Below are 18,012 nucleotides of genomic sequence, written 5' to 3'. Positions count from 1 at the left end.
CGCAAAACGACCCAAGGGCAACTGTCTCACAATTCATCAAGAATGAGTATTATCGTTCACACGACAAGTTTCATTTTACCATACTTTTTCAATATTTTCAAGTTTTTTAAGAATTTTTTTAGAGAGACTATCGCCACTAAAAAAGAGACTCTATTAAGTCTCCTTTTCTAATTAATCTGCATAAATATATGTTACAAAACCTGACGACGTAGTTGTCGGATTGAACCATCCACGATGATTTCCAAGCGTGCGATTACCAGCATAATTTGATTCTGACACTTGGATACGTGTTGTTGATTCTACAGCAGTGACTACCGCTACGTGTCCATATCCACCATCATTCCAACATGCAATCGCACCAACTTGAGGTGTTGAACCTGTACGGAATCCTGCAGCAGCTGCACTTGTAGCCCACTGTGCTCCATTACCCCAATAGTCTCCAGCCCAAGGTGCTAATGTTTTAACTCCCCATGTACATTCTCCAATTGGATAACTTGAAGCATTTGTACTGTATGTTGGGCGTTGTTTGACTGCCACAGGAGTGTATGTTGTTGATTCCGAAGAAGCTACAGCTTGAACCTGTGCTGCAAAAGTCGTATTTCCAGAAGCAACAACTGTTTGTTGTTGACTTACTTGTTTTGCCTTGTAAGCTGCTTCTGCCTCTGCTGCTGCTTTTGCTGCCGCTTCTGCTTCTGCTTTTTTCTCTAGCAAACTTGCTTTTTCATCTTCTGCTGTCGCTTTTTCAGCAGCAAGATTTAATTCTGCAGCCTTCAACTCAGCTTGTTTCGTTGTTAGAGCTTGTGCATCATCAGACAATTTCTGTTGATTTGCAATTACTGTATTAATTGCGTCATTGTTTGCCACTTGCTTCTCAGAAATTGCTTTTTTATCTGCTTTTTGTTGTTCCAACATTTTGTTGTTAGCAGATACGATTTCATTCATTGCTGCAACACGTGAAATAGCTTCTGTAATTGATTTTGAGTTTACAATTGTATTAATGTAGCTAGTTGCAGCTCCATTTGTTTGAGCACTACGAGCTTGTTTTTCCAAAGAATCATTGCGAGATACGATGTTTTTAGAAAGTTCTGTAATCTCACTCTCAAGTTTTTTGGATTCTGCTTGCAATCTATCATTTTCAGCTTGCAAGTTAGATTGCTCCGCTTGAATAGCCGATACTTGCTCCTGAATTTGGTCAACTTGTTTTTGGGCTTCTTGTTGTTGTGCTGTTAAGTTACTAATTTTATTATCTTGAGCAGCAATTTTGTCATTAGTAGTTTCTGCATGCGCAGTTGTTAAAACAGCTACTTGAGAAACCATTACTGTACTTAATAAAAGTGACGCTAAGATTTTTTTCTTCATATTACGTAGATACTCCTTCTTTTAAAGACAATACTAGTATACCAAAAAAAGGCCTAATGAATATTACGCCTTTGTTACATTTTTGTTTCTTTCTCATAGATAATATTTTTCAAAAATAAACTGAAAAATAAGCATCCACACAAGATTTAAAATCATGGATGGTACTAGGCTATAAACGATAAAAATCGGCAGACTATCTACAGTTAAACCTACCACTAATGCAAAAAGATAAGCTCCCATATCAAATAGAAAACTCATAACAATCATAGCTAAGATTCTTGTCCAGCGATTCAACAAAATAACACTATTCAATTTATGAAGGAAGGCTCCTAATAAGATAAATAAGAGAGTTGCAATCCCTATTAGATGGAAAAAGTAAACATCGTAAACCAAGCCTATCACAAAACAATAGACTAGGTAGAGATACTCTGATACTTCTATCGTCTCAAATAAGAGAAATAGAAAAAGAAAATGACTAGCCAAATGTACATGGGGAAAAAATGAGCCCAGAAGCTGGCTAACATGGGCGTCAATTAGAACAAAGAAAGGAAGCAATAAAAACACTCCAACCCGCTTCAACTGTCTCATTATGAATTCCCCACTAATTCTATCACATCCACATTATGAGTATCTGCACTCAATTTAACAGTTACTTCTCGTGTCAAATAGTCTGTACTATGCGTTGTGGTAACTACTTCACCAACAGGAATATCCGCAACGTTAAAGTTTCCTAATCCACCCGTTGTTACTTTATCGCCTGTACTAATATCGCTATTACTATTTAATTGACTAATTTTAAGAACTTCATTTTCCTTGTCATAGCCAACAATAATTCCATAAATTGTGGTAGTGCCGTGTTGAATTTTAACAGAAATCTTATCAGCATTTTCCGTATTTGTCAGAATGTTGACTATGGTAGAGTTGTCCTCTACTTTTGAAACACTCCCAATCAAGCCACCATTTGCAATAGCTAACATGTTCTCAGAAGCACCTTTTGATTTACCTGCATCTAAGGTCAACTCCTGCTTCCAAGATACTGGAGATCGCATAATAACATCTGCTGCCAAAGTCTTTGTAGCTTGCAACTTGGACTTCATATCAAGCAATTTGCGCAGTTGTTCATTTTCCGTCTTTAAACTTTCCGCCTCATTTGATTTAACTTCTAATTGGTAAATCTGTTTCTTCAAACTTTCATTTTCATTATATGTTCGTGTCAAATGAGCCAAATCTGATTTAACAGAATCAAACCACCGAAAAGGGTTTTGCACAACCCTATCAACCAATGAGATTCCATCTCCTAATTTTGTCACAATTGTACTTGAATAAGTCGTCGCTAAGAGAGCTGACACAAGCAGAACAGTGACAAAAACAATAATGACATATTTTGATTTTTTAAAACGGTTCATATCCCTACCTTTATATCAAAAACTGTTACAGTAACTTTTAATCAATTCTTTAAATGCTACTAAGATTTTAAGAAAAATAAGCAACAACCAAGTACGAGAATAACAAGAATTGCTAGCGTATCCTTTCGGGTCCATTTCAATTGTCTGTATTGACTTCTGCCTTTTCCCCCCTGATAACCACGCGCTTCCATGGCGATAGCCAAGGAATCTGCACGTTTTAAACTTGTCGCAAAAAGAGGAATCAAAATAGGAATCATAGCCTTTACTTTTTGAACAATACTTCCTTCTCCAAAATCCACTCCACGCGCTTTCTGTGCATTCATAATCCGCGTCGTATCATCCATCAAGGTTGGGACAAAACGCAAACTCATGGACAGCATCAATCCAATTTCATGGACTGGAACTTTCACACGCTTTAAAGGCGCTAACAAAGCTTCGACAGCTGATGCTAAACTTAAGGGCATGGTCGTTAAGGTTAACAAAGTTGAAAAGAAAATAATCAATACAAAGCGACAAAAAATAATTCCAGCTTGTTGCAAAGCATCATCTGTGATTCTCACAAACGAAAACTCAAATAAAACATTCCCATTAGAAATGAAAAACAATTGAAAAATAGTTGTGAAGGCAATCAAGAAAAACATAGACTTCAAGCCCTGAATAAAAAATGAAATAGATACTCCTGACAAGGCAATAAATATCCCTGTTGCTATAAAAAGAATCAGATTCGTCAAAGGATTATTAGCCCAAAACACAATCAAAATCAGTAGCATCATAGCCAGCAATTTGCTGCGTGGATCCAACCGGTGAACAATCGAATCCCCTGGGATATAACGTCCCAAAATCATACTATCCATTTAGCGACTCCTTGAACTCCTCTATCTTAATCGGTAATCGTTTAAATGACACGCCTCTATCAACCAATCGTTTACAAAAAGCTGTAATTTTAGGTACTCCCAACTGCACTTCTTCCATAAAGACAACATCTTGAAAGACATCACTCGGTTTGCCACCCTTAACTAAACGTCCCTTTTCCATTACATAGACTTGATTCGCATATTCAGCAACATCATCCATCAAATGCGTTACCAAGACGATAGTCATCCCTGACTGGTGGAGTTTTTTAAACAAATTCATCAACTCTTTTCTCCCCAGGGGATCTAGGCCTGCTGTAGGTTCATCTAAGACTAATATAGCTGGCTCCATGGCAAGTATGCCTGCAATGGCTACACGTCTCATTTGTCCACCTGACAGCTCAAACGGGCTACGATCAAAAAGTGATTCATCAATTCCAACCAGAGCCAGTTTCTCACGCGCAATCTTCTCCGCATCTTCTTCAGAAACTCCAAAATTTTGCGGTCCAAAAGAAACATCCTTCAAAACTGTTTCTTCAAAGATCTGATTTTCAGCAAACTGAAATACCAAGCCAACCTGTTTTCTAATTTGACGAATATCTTTATTTTTAGACGTCGAAGTGATTAAGGTATCAAAAACCTGCACGCTTCCTTGACTTGGCACCAATAAACCGTTTAAAAGTTGTAAAATGGTTGATTTGCCACTACCTGTGTGGCCAATTAAAGCCGTATAAGAACCATCTTCAATCGTTAAAGAAACATCTGACAAAGCTGTTGAAGCTAAGGGAGTCCCTTCTTGATATGTAAAACTCACATTTTCTAGAGCAATTCCCATAGCTTATCCTCTAGCTCACTTTCTGTCAAATAATTTTCAGGCAAATCATAGCCATTCTGGCTCAAAAAATTTTTTAATTGATTGGCAAAAGGATCGTCTAATCCAATTTGATCTAAATCATTTCGTGAGAAAAGCTCCCTTGGACTACTAGTTGATTCAATTGACCCTTTTTTCATTACCAATACGCGATCACTCATGGCAACTTCTTCCAAATCATGTGTAATGGAAATGACCGTCATATCATAGTCTTTTCGAATTCCTTGTACTGTCTCAATAAGTTCTCTACGACCCTCAGGATCCAACATACTCGTTGCCTCATCTAGGATTAGAATCGCTGGTCTTAGGGCTACAACACCTGCAATAGCCACACGTTGCTTTTGGCCACCTGATAGACGTGCTGGCTCTCTCTTTTTAAATTCCAACATGCCAACTAAAGCCAGAGCTTCCTCCACTCTCTTTTTCATTTCTTGACGAGAAAGGCCCTGATTTTCCAAACCAAAGGCAACATCATCTTCAACAGTCGCTCCAACAAATTGATTGTCTGGATTTTGAAAAACCATACCGATTTGACGACGTATATTCCAAACATTTTCCTCAGTCAAACGTTGGCCATCAATTACAATCTCTCCCGATTCTGCTTCCAATAAGCCATCAATTAATCGAACCGTCGTTGATTTACCACTACCATTATGCCCTACAATCGAAAGCCATTCTCCACGTTTCACGTGAAACGTATTATCCTTCACATCATAGTATTCTTGACTTTCCTTATAGCGAAAGGAAAGATTTTTTACATCAATTATTGATTTCATTTCGAACCAAATGTCCCTTTAAATACATAGGCACTACCCTTGAAATAATCATAGCCAGAGTAGATAGTGAAAAACAAGGCCACATAAAGTAAAACTTGGCCAATCAAAGTCCAATGTAATAACAAGAAAATAATCGCAAACATCTGACTGAAAGTTTTAATTTTCCCAGGCATTGCTGCTGCTAAGACTGTCCCACCAGTTTCAACCAATAAAAGCCTTAAACCTGTCACAGCCAACTCTCGACAGATAATCACTGCAACAATCCAAGCCGGAGCCATCCCTAACTCAATCAACATAATAAAAGCCGACATAACTAGTAGCTTATCCGCCATAGGATCTGCAAATTTACCAAAATTACTGACCACATTCCATTTACGAGCTAAATATCCATCTAAATAATCTGTAATACTAGCAATAGCAAAGATAATAGTTGCTACTATATGACTCTCTATCGAATTTCCTACTGTTAAAATAAAGAGAAAAATAGGTATGAAGAGAATTCGACCTATTGTTAAGAGATTTGGAATTTGTTCTTTTTTCATTCGTTTTTCCTTAATTCTTAGTGAAGGTTATCGTAATTGTCCCAGTATAAGCTGTTAATTTAGATAAATCCACAGTCTGATTATCTACTGTCAAAGCAACACCTTTGACAACACCTAATGTAATGATAACAGGATTTGTTGTTGAAACGGTTGTTTCCGAACTTTTATTATCCGGTGATAAAGTCACACCACCCTCAAGCTCGCTTTCTGAAACACTGACCCAACTTCTAGCATCTGAAACTGCCAATTGCAATTTAACTGTTTCCTTACTTGTCTTATAAGCGATTTCTACATGATTTCCTTCACCTGATACACTTATAGCTGATTCTACACTAGAGGAACTGCTAGATGAACTACTACTTGAGGAGCGGGGAACAGAGCTAGTTGAACTTGTTGATTGAACCACACTGTAATTAGAAAGAGAAGGCCCTTCTGGTTGAGTCTGGATATAATTCCAAACATAATAAGTCACAAAAATTACAATCGATAGTGCAAAGAGTACAAAATAAAATAAAGGTAAAAATGATGTTTTTTTCTTATTTTTCTTACTTGAACGTCTGCGCCCTGTCAACTCATCTTCATCAACATCCACTTCCTCATAAGTAATCATACTCCCAGAATCATAAGCATCCAAAACAATTTGGTCATCTAACTCAACAGCCCATGCATATTTTTTCAAGAAAGAACGCGTGTAAAAAGGACTTGGAAGTTGATCGAAATCGTCTGCTTCCATTGCTTCCAACATATCTAACTGGATTTCTGTCTTTTTCTGCAATTCATCTAAACTCAATCCCTGATTGATTCTAGCTAATCGTAAAACCTCACCAATTGTTTTTTTCCTCATACTTGTCATCCCTTCTTTCTAGTGTCTATTATGATAGGTTACTACGATGGGAATATTGTAAAATCAACTATATCCCCTTCATCTATTAAGTGATGCCCTGCTTCAAGGACATCCTCTAAAGTAATTTCCTGTAAAATCTTTGGTAAATCAAAAATTGTCTCACCATGTTCAAAAGCATCATATTGCGTTGCAATAAATTCAAGAGAGTTCATACTACTGAAAAATTCTCCAAACATCTCTCTTTTGATAATATCTAAATGATCCTCTGTAATATCCAAATCCTTTGTAAAATTACGAATGGTCTTCCTAAATTGATGAGATAAAGCAACTGGCTCTTTCGTATCCATTGTCAACATAACAAAATGAAAGCGACTTGTTACTTCAACTTCTAGAGATAAGGAAGTGTCAATTTTACCTGATTCATATAGTTTTTGAAAACGATCCGAAGTCCAACCAAACATCATTGCAAATAATAATTTTAATAAAATATGATGTCGATAGCAATCCGCTTCAGCAACTTTTCGCTTACCTCTAATCCCAATCGCTAGTTTAGGAGAAGATACTTCCATTCTCATACTGTCTGTTTGCTTTACAGCCTGTAAAACAAACTTTTCTCTTGCTAAATCCTGAACATCTAAATCTTTTAGTTCTTTGCTTTCAAAATAGTCCTGTACTCTTTCCACATCAAAATTACCAACTAAAAACAGAGACATGTTTACAGGTTTGTAAAATCTTGTAAAATTTTCTTGCAAATTAGTTAGATTAATTTGAGAAATTGACTCCTCACTTCCAACTATATCAGTTGCTAAAGGTGTACCAGGATACAAATTCGCTAAGGTTGAAAAGAATAAACACGAATCGGGATCATCGTGGTACATTTCTCGTTCTTGCTGGATAATATCCTGCTCTCTCAGAATGGAATCTTCGGTAAAATGTGCCGATGTTACTAATTCATCAAGTAAGTCTAAATTTTCTAAAAAATGAGCCGTTGCTGAAAAAAGATAACTTGTTTTTGTAAAGCTTGTAAAGGCATTACTATCTGCACCTAGACTCGTAAAAGCCGACATCAAGTCGCTAGAATCTTCTCTCTCAAATAATTTATGTTCAAGAAAATGAGCAATTCCTGCAGGATATTCTTTTACATCTCCGTCAACTTCTGTGACAAGCATATCTACCGAACCAAACTGTACAGTTACACTCCCGTAAACCTCTTTAAATTCCTTTTTAGGCAAAAGAGCAACTGTCAATCCATTTGACAAACGAGTTCGATAAACCATTTCTTTTACAGCTGGATAGTATTTTTCTTCAAAAACAACCTTTGTCATTCTATTCCTTCCATAAAGTAAATCGCCTGTAGTTTCACATTATTAGCTACTCTACAAATAGCATCTTTGTCAACTTGCTCGAGTTTTGCAATCCAACCTTTAAAGTCTGCTGAAGATTTTCCAAGTAAGGCATTTTGATAAGTACGTTCAATCAATGAACTTTGATTATCTTGAGAAAGTAACAAAGATCGACGAATCATTTCCTTGGTCTGCTCTAACTCAAGCTCTGTAAAATAACCTTTTTTTAAATCAAGCAGTTGATTATTCATCATTTTACGAGCCTGGTTCCGATTTTCTCGATCAATACCAGCATACATCCTCAAGAACCCACTAAATAAATCGAGCTGACTGGAAATGGTATAAGCTAATCCAGCATTTTCACGGACATTTGTAAAGAGTTTAGAATGAGCAAATCCACCAAGTAAACCATTCATTACAATCATGGGTAAATGTTGCTCATCACCATATTCAGCAGAGCAATGATAGCCCAACTCTAAAATGGACTGTCCCACATTTTTCCGAACCATTCCTTCCTGAAGGATATTGGAATAAGGTTGACAATACTGAACCTTCACATTACCTTCTCGCCCTTTAAAACCGAATGATTCTAATACATTTAGAATTTCAACCTCATTAAAATCACCTAGGAAAAAGAAATCTATTCTGTCATTGGCCAAAAATTCTTGGAAACAAGAATAAGAACTTTGTGGAGTTTCAGCTAAAATACGATTTCGTAAATCACTATATTCCAATTGGAGACGTTCGTCATGAAAAAATAATTTATCTAATTCTTTATGTGCAAAATAAAAAGAATCATCCATATCAGCTGCTAAACTTGCTAGCAATTGTTTTTTCTCAATTTCAAACAAGTCCGAATCAAACCCATTATCAACTACAACGGGTGAAAAAAGAGTTTCTTTTACTAGTTCTAAAACCTGTGAAGTTAACACATTTTTCTTACTTAAAAACTCATCACGAACATATGTGAATGTCAATTCTACAATGTGGCTTTGTCCTCTTCTAAAACAATTGGTTGACATATCTGTACCATATAGACTAGCCAAGTGTCTTCTCAAATCTTGAGAAGTAGGGTACATCAGATTAGCAGTCTCTAGCATACTCGCACTCAACATGCGACCTGCAATCGTATCAAGAGATAATGGAGCTGTAAAACGCACGGTGATTTTGTTCGTTTTAAACTTCTTTGATTGGATAAAATGTGTTGAAATTCCATGCACTAACTCCATGATTTACCTCCTTATATACAGACTTCTATTATATCACGAAAACCTGAAATTTTCTTGTTCTCTGTAACACTTTTGAAATAAAAATCGCTTACATTTCTCCCTGTTTCTCTCACTATTTTTAGGAAAATATGGTATAATACCAAAGATTGAGGTGAATTATGGAATACAAATTATTTGAAGAATTTATTACCCTCCAAGCGCTACTCAAAGAACTTGGAATTACACATAGCGGAGGAGCTATCAAATCATTTCTCTCTGAACATTCTGTTTACTTTAATGGGGAATTAGAGAGTCGTCGCGGTAAAAAACTTCGTATTGGCGATAAAGTTGACATCCCTGACATGAATATTGACATCTTGTTGACACAACCTACTTCTGAAGAACAAGATGAATACCAAGCTGATAAAGTTGAAAAAGAACGGATTGCTAAACTGGTCAAAGAGATGAACAAGGGAGTTAAAAAAGACAAATCGAAACCTGCTTCATCACCTAAAAGCAAACAAGCTCCGCGATTCCCTGGTAGATAATCATGTGGCTACAAAACCTATCTCTCAAGACTTTTCGTAATTACAAAGAGACAAAAATAGACTTTAATCCTAAATTGAATGTCTTTTTGGGACGTAATGCACAAGGAAAAACAAACATGTTAGAGGCTATCTATTTTTTAGCCTTAACGCGTAGTCATCGAACTCGAACAGATAAAAATCTCATTCATTTTGATGAGGAACAACTTCATCTTTCAGGTCTTGTTCAGAAAAAAACTGGATCCATTCCTCTAGAAATCGAACTAACACAAAAAGGCCGTGTAACCAAAGTTAATCATTTAAAACAGGCACGCCTTTCAGATTATGTAGGACACATGAATGTTGTCTTATTTGCTCCTGAAGATTTACAACTAATTAAAGGAGCACCTTCGGTTCGACGGAAATTCATTGATATGGAACTTGGACAAATCAAGCCAATCTATTTATCTGACTTAACCAATTATAACCACATCCTAAAACAAAGGAACACTTACCTAAAATCAGCTCAAAAAATAGATGAAACCTTCCTTTCTGTGTTGGATGATCAGCTAATTGATTATGGATGTCGTGTAATGAATCACCGCTTAGATTTCATAAAAAAACTAGAATCATTTGGACGTCAGAAACATTTTGAACTCTCTAATCAGATTGAAGAGTTGTCAATTTCCTATCAATCTTCTGTCAAGCCAACTGACCAAGAAGATTTATCTGAATCTTTCAAAATTGCTTTAGAAAAAAGTAAACCCCGAGATTTATTTAAACAGAATACTGGTGTTGGTCCTCATCGAGATGACATTTCTTTTTATATAAATGGGATGGATGCTAGTTTTGGAAGTCAAGGCCAACATCGTAGTCTCGTCCTTTCTATAAAATTAGCAGAAATCGAGTTAATGGAAAGTATTACTACAGAATCTCCGATATTATTACTTGACGATGTTATGAGCGAGCTTGACAACACTAGACAGTTAAAATTATTAGAAACGATTTCTCAATCAATCCAAACCTTTATTACAACAACAAGCTTAGACCATCTTCAAAATCTACCAGAAAATCTAAGTATTTTCACTATTCAAGATGGTAAAGTTGTTGTAAATAAAACTTGACAATATTGTAAAAGAACTCCTATTTTTGCAGGAGTTCTTTTTATTTCTTTTACATAGAATAATTTGGTGCCTCATTAGTAATTTGTACATCATGAGGGTGGCTTTCTTTCAAACCAGCACCAGACATTTCAATAAATTGAGCGTTATCATGTAGTTCTTTAAGGTTAGCCGCACCACAGTAACCCATACCAGATCGGATACCACCAATCATTTGGAAGACGATATCAGCTGCCGCTCCTTTATAAGCAACACGACCTTCAATTCCTTCTGGAACAAGTTTATTTGCTTCATTGACAGAACCTTGGAAATAACGATCGCTTGAGCCTTTTTTCATAGCAGCAATTGATCCCATACCACGGTAAGTCTTAAACTTACGTCCTTGGAAGATTTCAGTTTCGCCTGGAGCTTCGTCTGTTCCAGCAAACATTGATCCAAGCATAACTGCATTTCCACCTGCAGCAAGAGCTTTTACAATATCTCCAGAATACTTGATTCCACCGTCAGCAATGATCGTTTTACCATATTCACGCGCAACAGCTGCAGCATCATAGATAGCTGTTACTTGTGGAACACCAACACCAGCAATCACACGAGTAGTACAGATAGAACCTGGTCCAATACCAACCTTGACAACGTCTACACCTGCTTCGTAAAGTGCGCGCGCTCCCTCAGCAGTTGCAATATTTCCAGCAATCAAAGTACGATCTGGGAAGTGATCACGAATCTCAGCAATTTTACGCAAGACACCTGCAGAATGACCATGTGCAGTATCAATAACAATCGCATCCGCTCCTGCTTCAAAAAGAGCCTCTGCACGTTCAAATGTATCTGAAGTAACACCTACTGCACCTGCAACTAAGAGACGACCAAACTCATCTTTAGCAGCATTTGGAAACTCAATAACTTTTTCAATATCTTTGATAGTAATCAAACCAGAAAGACGACCTTCTTCATCTACCAAAGGAAGTTTTTCAATACGGTGTTCTTGAAGAATACTCTCAGCTGTTGCAAGGTCTGTACCCACAGGAGCAGTCACAAGATTTTCACTAGTCATATGGTTTGAAATTGGTTGGTTATAATCTGAAATAAAACGAAGATCTCGGTTTGTCAAAATACCAACTAATTTACGATTTTCAAGTGTTTCAACAACTGGAACACCACTGATGCGGTAACGTCCCATAAGCTCATCAGCTTCAGCAATTGTATGTTCAGGCGTCAAGAAGAACGGATCAATAATAACTCCATTTTCAGAACGTTTTACCTTGCGAACCTCGTCTGCTTGTTGAGCAATAGACATGTTTTTATGGATAACTCCGAGACCACCTGCACGAGCAATAGCAATAGCCATTTGACTCTCTGTTACTGTGTCCATGGCAGCGGTAATAATTGGGATATTTAAAGTCAAATTATCTGCCAATTTAGTTGTTAAATCTGCATCGTTAGGCAACACATGACTTTCAGCTGGAATAAGCAATACATCATCAAAGGTAAAACCTTTTTTCAAAAATTTAGTGTCCCAATTAGACATTCGAAGTTTCCTCTTTTCTTTCTTTTTGAGCTTGACTCTTTTTATATTGTATCTATCATACCATTCTATAAAAATTTGTCAAATATTACAGGGGTAAATAAAAAACTATCTTTTCTTTCTGATAGAAATGATAGTTTCTTGTAAAATAAACCTAGTTAAAGTAATGAAGTCCCATTGCTCCTTTAACCTCAGATAGGGTTTGACCTGCAACTTCACGCGCTCTTTCACTACCTTTTTGAAGCATATTATAAACTTCTCCCATATCCTTAGCAAATTCGATACGGCGCTCACGAATAGGACCAAGTTCACGTTCTAATATTTCAAGTAGATAACGTTTGGTTTTCACATCACCAAGACCACCTCGTTGATAATGTTCTTTCATATCAGCAATTTCTTGAGCATCTTCTGGACGACCAAAAACATCTAGATAATGGAAAACCATATTTCCTTCAATTTTACCTGGATCCTCAACGCGGATATGATCTGGATCTGTATACATACTCATTACTTTTTTACGCAAAGTATCCGCATCATCAGCTAAATAAATACCATTATTAAGGGATTTAGACATTTTAGCATTTCCATCTAAACCAGGCAAACGACCTGCTCTCTCATTCTCTGGATAAATACCTTCCGGTTCTACCAAAACGTCACAGTTATATGCATTGTTAAAAGAACGAACAATCTCACGGGTTTGCTCAATCATTGGTTTCTGATCTGTCCCAACAGGAACATAATTAGCCTTGAAAGCTGTGATGTCAGCCGCTTGAGCGATTGGATAGACCAAGAATCCTGTCGGAATACTTTCCCCAAACCCTTTCTGAGCAATCTCTGTTTTTACAGTTGGATTACGCTCCAGACGTGCTAATGAAACTAGATTCATATAATACATAGATAGTTCAGCCAACTCTGGAATCTGACTTTGAATAAAGATGGTTGATTTACTCGGATCCAATCCAACTGCAAGGTAATCCAAAGCCACATTTCCAATAGACTCTACAATGGTTTGAGGATCTTTAGCGTGATCTGTCAAGGCTTGTTGGTCAGCCAAGAACACAAACATGTCATACTTATCCTCTTCCTGTAATAATACTCGATTTTTGAGACTTCCAACATAATGTCCAATATGCAATTTTCCTGTTGGACGGTCTCCTGTTAAAATAATGGGTTTAGTCATTTTGTTCTCCTTCGATATAGTCCCTTCAATTATAGCATTTTTTTAATGAAATAACCGCAATTTATCAAAATAAATCAACCTTGCTATTCACGGTTTTGTGTAAAGTGTACTGTAAATGTAATTTACACAAAATTGACAGATAAAAATTTGAATATTTCCGTATTTTCTAGTAGAATAAATATATTACACATATAGGAGAAAAACATTGCTTACAGTATCTGATGTTTCACTACGTTTTAGTGATCGTAAACTTTTTGATGATGTCAATATCAAATTTACAGAAGGAAATACTTATGGATTAATCGGTGCTAATGGTGCCGGAAAATCAACCTTTTTAAAAATTTTAGCTGGAGATATCGAACCTACTACTGGTCACATCTCTCTTGGTCCAGATGAACGTCTCTCTGTTCTTCGTCAAAATCACTTTGACTATGAAGATGAACGTGCCATTGATGTCGTTATCATGGGAAATGAAAAACTTTATAGCATAATGAAAGAGAAAGATGCCATCTACATGAAGGAAGATTTCTCAGATGAGGATGGAGTGCGTGCTGCCGAACTCGAAGGTGAATTTGCTGAACTTGGAGGTTGGGAAGCAGAAAGTGAAGCATCCCAATTACTTCAAAACCTAAACATTCCAGAAGAATTGCACTACCAAAATATGAGCGAATTAGCCAATGGTGAGAAAGTAAAGGTTCTCCTCGCCAAAGCACTTTTTGGTAAACCAGATGTTCTTCTCTTGGACGAGCCTACCAACGGTTTGGATATCCAATCTATTACTTGGCTAGAAGACTTCTTGATTGACTTTGATAACACAGTTATCGTAGTATCCCATGACCGTCACTTCTTAAACAAAGTGTGTACTCACATGGCCGACCTTGACTTTGGAAAAATCAAACTCTATGTCGGAAACTATGACTTCTGGAAGGAATCTTCTGAGCTTGCTGCTAAATTGCTAGCAGACCGTAATGCCAAAGCAGAAGAAAAAATTAAGCAATTGCAAGAATTCGTTGCTCGTTTCTCTGCCAATGCTTCTAAATCAAGACAAGCAACATCACGTAAGAAAATGCTTGATAAGATTGAGCTAGAAGAGATTGTACCATCTAGTCGTAAATATCCATTTATTAACTTTAAAGCAGAACGTGAGATCGGTAATGATCTCTTGACAGTAGAAAATCTAACTGTAAAGATTGATGGTGAAACTATTTTAGATAATATCAGCTTTATCTTGCGTCCAGGTGATAAGACAGCTCTTATTGGACAAAATGATATCCAAACGACTGCATTAATTCGTGCAATCATGGGAGATATTGACTATGAAGGAACTGTCAAGTGGGGAGTTACAACTAGTCAATCTTACCTGCCAAAAGATAACTCAGCTGATTTTGCAGGGGGAGAATCAATTCTTGACTGGTTGCGTCAATTCGCAAGTAAAGAAGAAGATGACAATACTTTCCTACGCGGTTTCCTTGGCCGTATGCTCTTCTCTGGGGATGAAGTTAACAAACCTGTCAACGTCTTGTCAGGAGGAGAAAAAGTTCGTGTTATGCTTTCAAAACTCATGCTCTTGAAATCAAATGTGCTTGTCCTCGATGATCCAACCAATCACTTGGACTTGGAATCTATCTCAAGTTTGAATGATGGATTGAAAAACTTTAAAGAATCAATCATCTTTGCCAGTCATGACCACGAGTTTATTCAAACTCTAGCCAACCATATCATTGTCTTGTCTAAAAATGGCGTCATTGACCGTATCGATGAAACCTATGATGAATTCCTAGAGAATGCAGAAGTACAAGCAAAAGTTAAAGAACTTTGGAAAGACTAAATAAAACTTCAAAACTCAGTTGGGTTAACCAGCTGAGTTTTCTAACATTTTATGAGGTAACATGAAATTATTTTTTAAAACATATTGGACCTATTTTGTTTCTTTCATCATTCCCATAATCATTATGATAGGAGTATATCTATCTCAAGGTATCTACTGGAATAGCGATACATCTCCACTATTAGGAGATGGGTTTCATCAATACGTTATTTTTGATATAGCTCTAAGAAATATCCTACACGGAAATGGTAGTTTGTTCTACACCTTTACAAGTGGCCTCGGATTGAATTTCTATGCCCTATCTAGTTATTACTTGGTTAGTTTCCTTTTACCACTAGTTTACTTTTTTGATCTAACGAATATGCCAGATGCTGTTTATCTGACAACTCTCTTAAAATTTGGATTGATTGGTCTGTCAACCTTCTTTAGTCTAAATAGATTATTTAAAGATATTCCGAAATCTTTAAAACTAGCCTTATCCACTTCTTATGCTCTGATTAGCTTTACCGTTAGTCAACTAGAGATAAAAACCTGGCTGGATGTTTTTATCTTGATTCCTTTAATTATAACTGGTTTACACCTACTTATAACTGAAAAGAAACTCCTTTTGTACTTTACAAGTCTGTCAATCTTATTTATCCAAAACTATTATTTTGGCTATATGACAGCATTGTTTCTTATTTTCTGGTATCTCTGCCAAATTTCCTGGGACTTTAAAACTCGAAAATCATCTTTTCTTGATTTCATAATCACCTCCGTTTTAGCTGGTATGGCTAGTTTGATTATGACTCTTCCCACTCTATTTGATTTACAGACACATGGGGAAAAATTAACTGAAGTTACAAAGTTTCAAACTGAAAATAGCTGGTATCTTGATCTCTTTGCTAAGCAATTCATTGGTTCCTTTGACACAACAAAGTATGGGGCTATCCCAATGATTTTTGTTGGACTACTTCCCTTTATTTTGACCATTTTATTTTTTACGCTGAAATCCACTAAGTTTCACGTGAAACTTATCTATGCAATTTTCTTTGCATTTCTAATTGCCAGCTTTTATATAGAGGCTCTTGATTTATTTTGGCAAGGCATGCATACTCCAAACATGTTTTTACATCGCTATGCTTGGATTTTCTCTACCTTGTTAATTTATACAGCAGCGGAAGTCTTAAATCGTCTGATAGAAATTAAAATCTGGAACTTTTTAGTTTCGCTTTTTCTTGTAGTAACAGGATTTTTAGCTACCATCTATCTAAAATCACATTATTCTTTTTTAACAGATTTGAATATTCTGCTTACTTTTGAATTTTGGGTTGTCTATTCGCTTTTACTCCTTGCAGTTATCAAAAAGTTTATCTCTGTAAATCTATTTTCCATTCTAATCTCTTTATTTATAATGGTTGAAATGAGTTTAAATGCTTCATCTCAAATAGACGGAATTGCTAAGGAATGGGGATTTGCTTCTCGAAGTGCATATAGTCGAGATATCCCAGCTATGGAATCTTTCTCAACATATATTGAGGATCCATTTACTCGTACTGAGAAACTACAAACTCAGACAGGAAATGACAGTATGAAATTCAACTACAATGGAATCTCTCAATTTTCATCTGTTCGAAATCGTTCAGCAAGCTCTACTTTAGATAAACTTGGTTTTAAATCATCTGGGACTAATCTCAATCTCCGTTATGCAAATAATAGTATTTTGGCTGATAGTTTATTTGGTATCCAGTATAATATCTCAGACAGTCCTATTGATAAGTATGGTTTTAAAGATATCTATCAAAAAGATAATCTTACCCTATATGAAAATCAATTCTCTCTTCCGATTGCTTTTGCTAGTCAATCTGTTTACAATGATGTCAAGTTCACTGAACACACTCTAGATAATCAGGCCTCGTTTTTAAATCAACTTGCTGACGTCAATTTTGATTATTTTTCTCCAATACCCTATGAAAAAACAGAGAATACTGATGATTTGATTAGTGTTACAAGTTCTTCAAATGAGGATGCAGCAATCCAGTATCAAATTGAAGTGCCAGAAAACAGTCAAGTTTATCTTTCTTTCACAAACCTTCACTTTTCTAATGACAAACAAAAAAAAGTTGACATCATTGTCAATGGAGAAAAGAAAACTTTTACAACTGATAATGTCTTCTCCTTCTTTAATCTAGGATATACTAAAGAGAAAAAAACTTTCAATATTAATGTTAGTTTCCCTGGAAATTCACAAGTATCATTTGAATCTCCTACCTTCTATCGTTTAGATACCAAAACTTTCACTGAGGCAATTCAAAAAATTAAAGAACAACCTGTCACAGTATCAACTTCTAAAAATAAGATCTTTGCTACATATGATGTCAAACAAGATACATCCATTTTCTTCACCATTCCTTATGACAAAGGCTGGTTTGCCTACCAAGATGGGAAGAAAATAGAAATTAAACAAGCTCAAACTGGCTTTATGAAAGTTGACGTTCCTAAGGGAAAAGGAACTATTACACTTTCCTTTATTCCAAATGGGTTTGTTATTGGAGCAATCTGTTCCTTTACTTCTCTTTTACTATTTGGAATCTATAATCACAAACGAAAGTCATCTAAGACATAAAAAAATCGACCAGTTGGTCGATTTTT

The 18,012-nt window shown here is 36.2% G+C and carries 16 protein-coding genes; 4 read left to right on the top strand and 12 right to left on the bottom strand.

All coding sequences use genetic code 11. The features are described from left to right. Nucleotides 1–171: 171 nt before the first annotated feature. From HT717_RS00480 to HT717_RS00435, 10 genes are all read right to left on the bottom strand, one after another. Nucleotides 172–1,359, bottom strand: a complete 1,188-nt coding sequence (locus HT717_RS00480) for a CHAP domain-containing protein (RefSeq protein ID WP_049540330.1) — start codon at nucleotides 1,357–1,359, stop codon at nucleotides 172–174. A 93-nt stretch (nucleotides 1,360–1,452) separates the two neighbouring features. After that, nucleotides 1,453–1,947 carry a rod shape-determining protein MreD gene (gene mreD / locus HT717_RS00475; RefSeq protein WP_049540332.1) on the bottom strand — a complete coding sequence of 165 codons (495 nt, stop codon included), beginning with the start codon at nucleotides 1,945–1,947 and terminating at the stop codon, nucleotides 1,453–1,455. Then, entirely contained in the window at nucleotides 1,947–2,765 is an 819-nt protein-coding gene (mreC, locus tag HT717_RS00470; protein ID WP_049540334.1) for a rod shape-determining protein MreC, read from the bottom strand. Before mreC ends, mreD begins: the two co-directional genes overlap by 1 nt. A 59-nt stretch (nucleotides 2,766–2,824) precedes the next feature. Beyond that, entirely contained in the window at nucleotides 2,825–3,619 is a 795-nt protein-coding gene (locus HT717_RS00465) for an energy-coupling factor transporter transmembrane protein EcfT (protein ID WP_153226470.1), read from the bottom strand. Continuing rightward, entirely contained in the window at nucleotides 3,612–4,451 is an 840-nt protein-coding gene (locus tag HT717_RS00460) for an energy-coupling factor transporter ATPase (RefSeq protein WP_049540338.1), read from the bottom strand. Before HT717_RS00460 ends, HT717_RS00465 begins: the two co-directional genes overlap by 8 nt. Then, a complete protein-coding gene (locus tag HT717_RS00455) occupies nucleotides 4,436–5,263 on the bottom strand; it encodes an energy-coupling factor ABC transporter ATP-binding protein (RefSeq protein WP_049540340.1) in 828 nt (275 codons plus the stop codon). The genes HT717_RS00460 and HT717_RS00455 overlap by 16 nt, the downstream gene beginning before the upstream one ends. Next, on the bottom strand, nucleotides 5,260–5,805 hold the full coding sequence (gene pgsA, locus HT717_RS00450) for a CDP-diacylglycerol--glycerol-3-phosphate 3-phosphatidyltransferase (RefSeq protein ID WP_049540342.1): 546 nt from the start codon (nucleotides 5,803–5,805) through the stop codon (nucleotides 5,260–5,262). Before pgsA ends, HT717_RS00455 begins: the two co-directional genes overlap by 4 nt. A gap of 10 nt (nucleotides 5,806–5,815) precedes the next feature. After that, a complete protein-coding gene (gene rodZ / locus HT717_RS00445) occupies nucleotides 5,816–6,649 on the bottom strand; it encodes a cytoskeleton protein RodZ (RefSeq protein WP_049540344.1) in 834 nt (277 codons plus the stop codon). Nucleotides 6,650–6,690: 41 nt separating this feature from the next. Continuing rightward, nucleotides 6,691–7,974 (bottom strand): pitrilysin family protein, encoded by a 1,284-nt coding sequence (locus HT717_RS00440; protein ID WP_049540346.1) that lies wholly within the window; start codon nucleotides 7,972–7,974, stop codon nucleotides 6,691–6,693. Then, nucleotides 7,971–9,221 carry a pitrilysin family protein gene (locus tag HT717_RS00435; protein ID WP_049540348.1) on the bottom strand — a complete coding sequence of 417 codons (1,251 nt, stop codon included), beginning with the start codon at nucleotides 9,219–9,221 and terminating at the stop codon, nucleotides 7,971–7,973. The genes HT717_RS00440 and HT717_RS00435 overlap by 4 nt, the downstream gene beginning before the upstream one ends. Before the next feature lie 158 nt (nucleotides 9,222–9,379). On the opposite strand from HT717_RS00435, the gene yaaA reads away from it, so the two are divergent. Then, a complete protein-coding gene (yaaA, locus tag HT717_RS00430; RefSeq protein ID WP_020900983.1) occupies nucleotides 9,380–9,748 on the top strand; it encodes a S4 domain-containing protein YaaA in 369 nt (122 codons plus the stop codon). A 2-nt stretch (nucleotides 9,749–9,750) separates the two neighbouring features. Then, entirely contained in the window at nucleotides 9,751–10,848 is a 1,098-nt protein-coding gene (gene recF, locus HT717_RS00425; RefSeq protein WP_049540350.1) for a DNA replication/repair protein RecF, read from the top strand. A 49-nt stretch (nucleotides 10,849–10,897) separates the two neighbouring features. Here the strand turns inward: recF and guaB are convergent, their stop codons facing one another. Both guaB and trpS read right to left on the bottom strand, forming a co-directional pair. Beyond that, a complete protein-coding gene (gene guaB, locus HT717_RS00420) occupies nucleotides 10,898–12,376 on the bottom strand; it encodes an IMP dehydrogenase (RefSeq protein ID WP_020901151.1) in 1,479 nt (492 codons plus the stop codon). Nucleotides 12,377–12,527: 151 nt separating this feature from the next. Beyond that, entirely contained in the window at nucleotides 12,528–13,553 is a 1,026-nt protein-coding gene (gene trpS / locus HT717_RS00415) for a tryptophan--tRNA ligase (RefSeq protein ID WP_000165457.1), read from the bottom strand. Between the two features lie 205 nt (nucleotides 13,554–13,758). Between trpS and HT717_RS00410 the strand changes: the two genes are divergently transcribed. After that, entirely contained in the window at nucleotides 13,759–15,381 is a 1,623-nt protein-coding gene (locus tag HT717_RS00410) for an ATP-binding cassette domain-containing protein (protein ID WP_000958772.1), read from the top strand. A gap of 61 nt (nucleotides 15,382–15,442) precedes the next feature. Next, nucleotides 15,443–17,986: a YfhO family protein gene (locus HT717_RS00405; protein ID WP_049540354.1), complete on the top strand. Its 2,544-nt coding sequence runs from the start codon at nucleotides 15,443–15,445 to the stop codon at nucleotides 17,984–17,986. Nucleotides 17,987–18,012 lie beyond the last annotated feature (26 nt).

It is taken from the genome of Streptococcus sp. 959 (assembly GCF_013277075.1).
GTDB classification, from domain to species: domain Bacteria; phylum Bacillota; class Bacilli; order Lactobacillales; family Streptococcaceae; genus Streptococcus; species Streptococcus pseudopneumoniae_C.
This window is presented reverse-complemented; position numbering and strand designations above follow the sequence as displayed.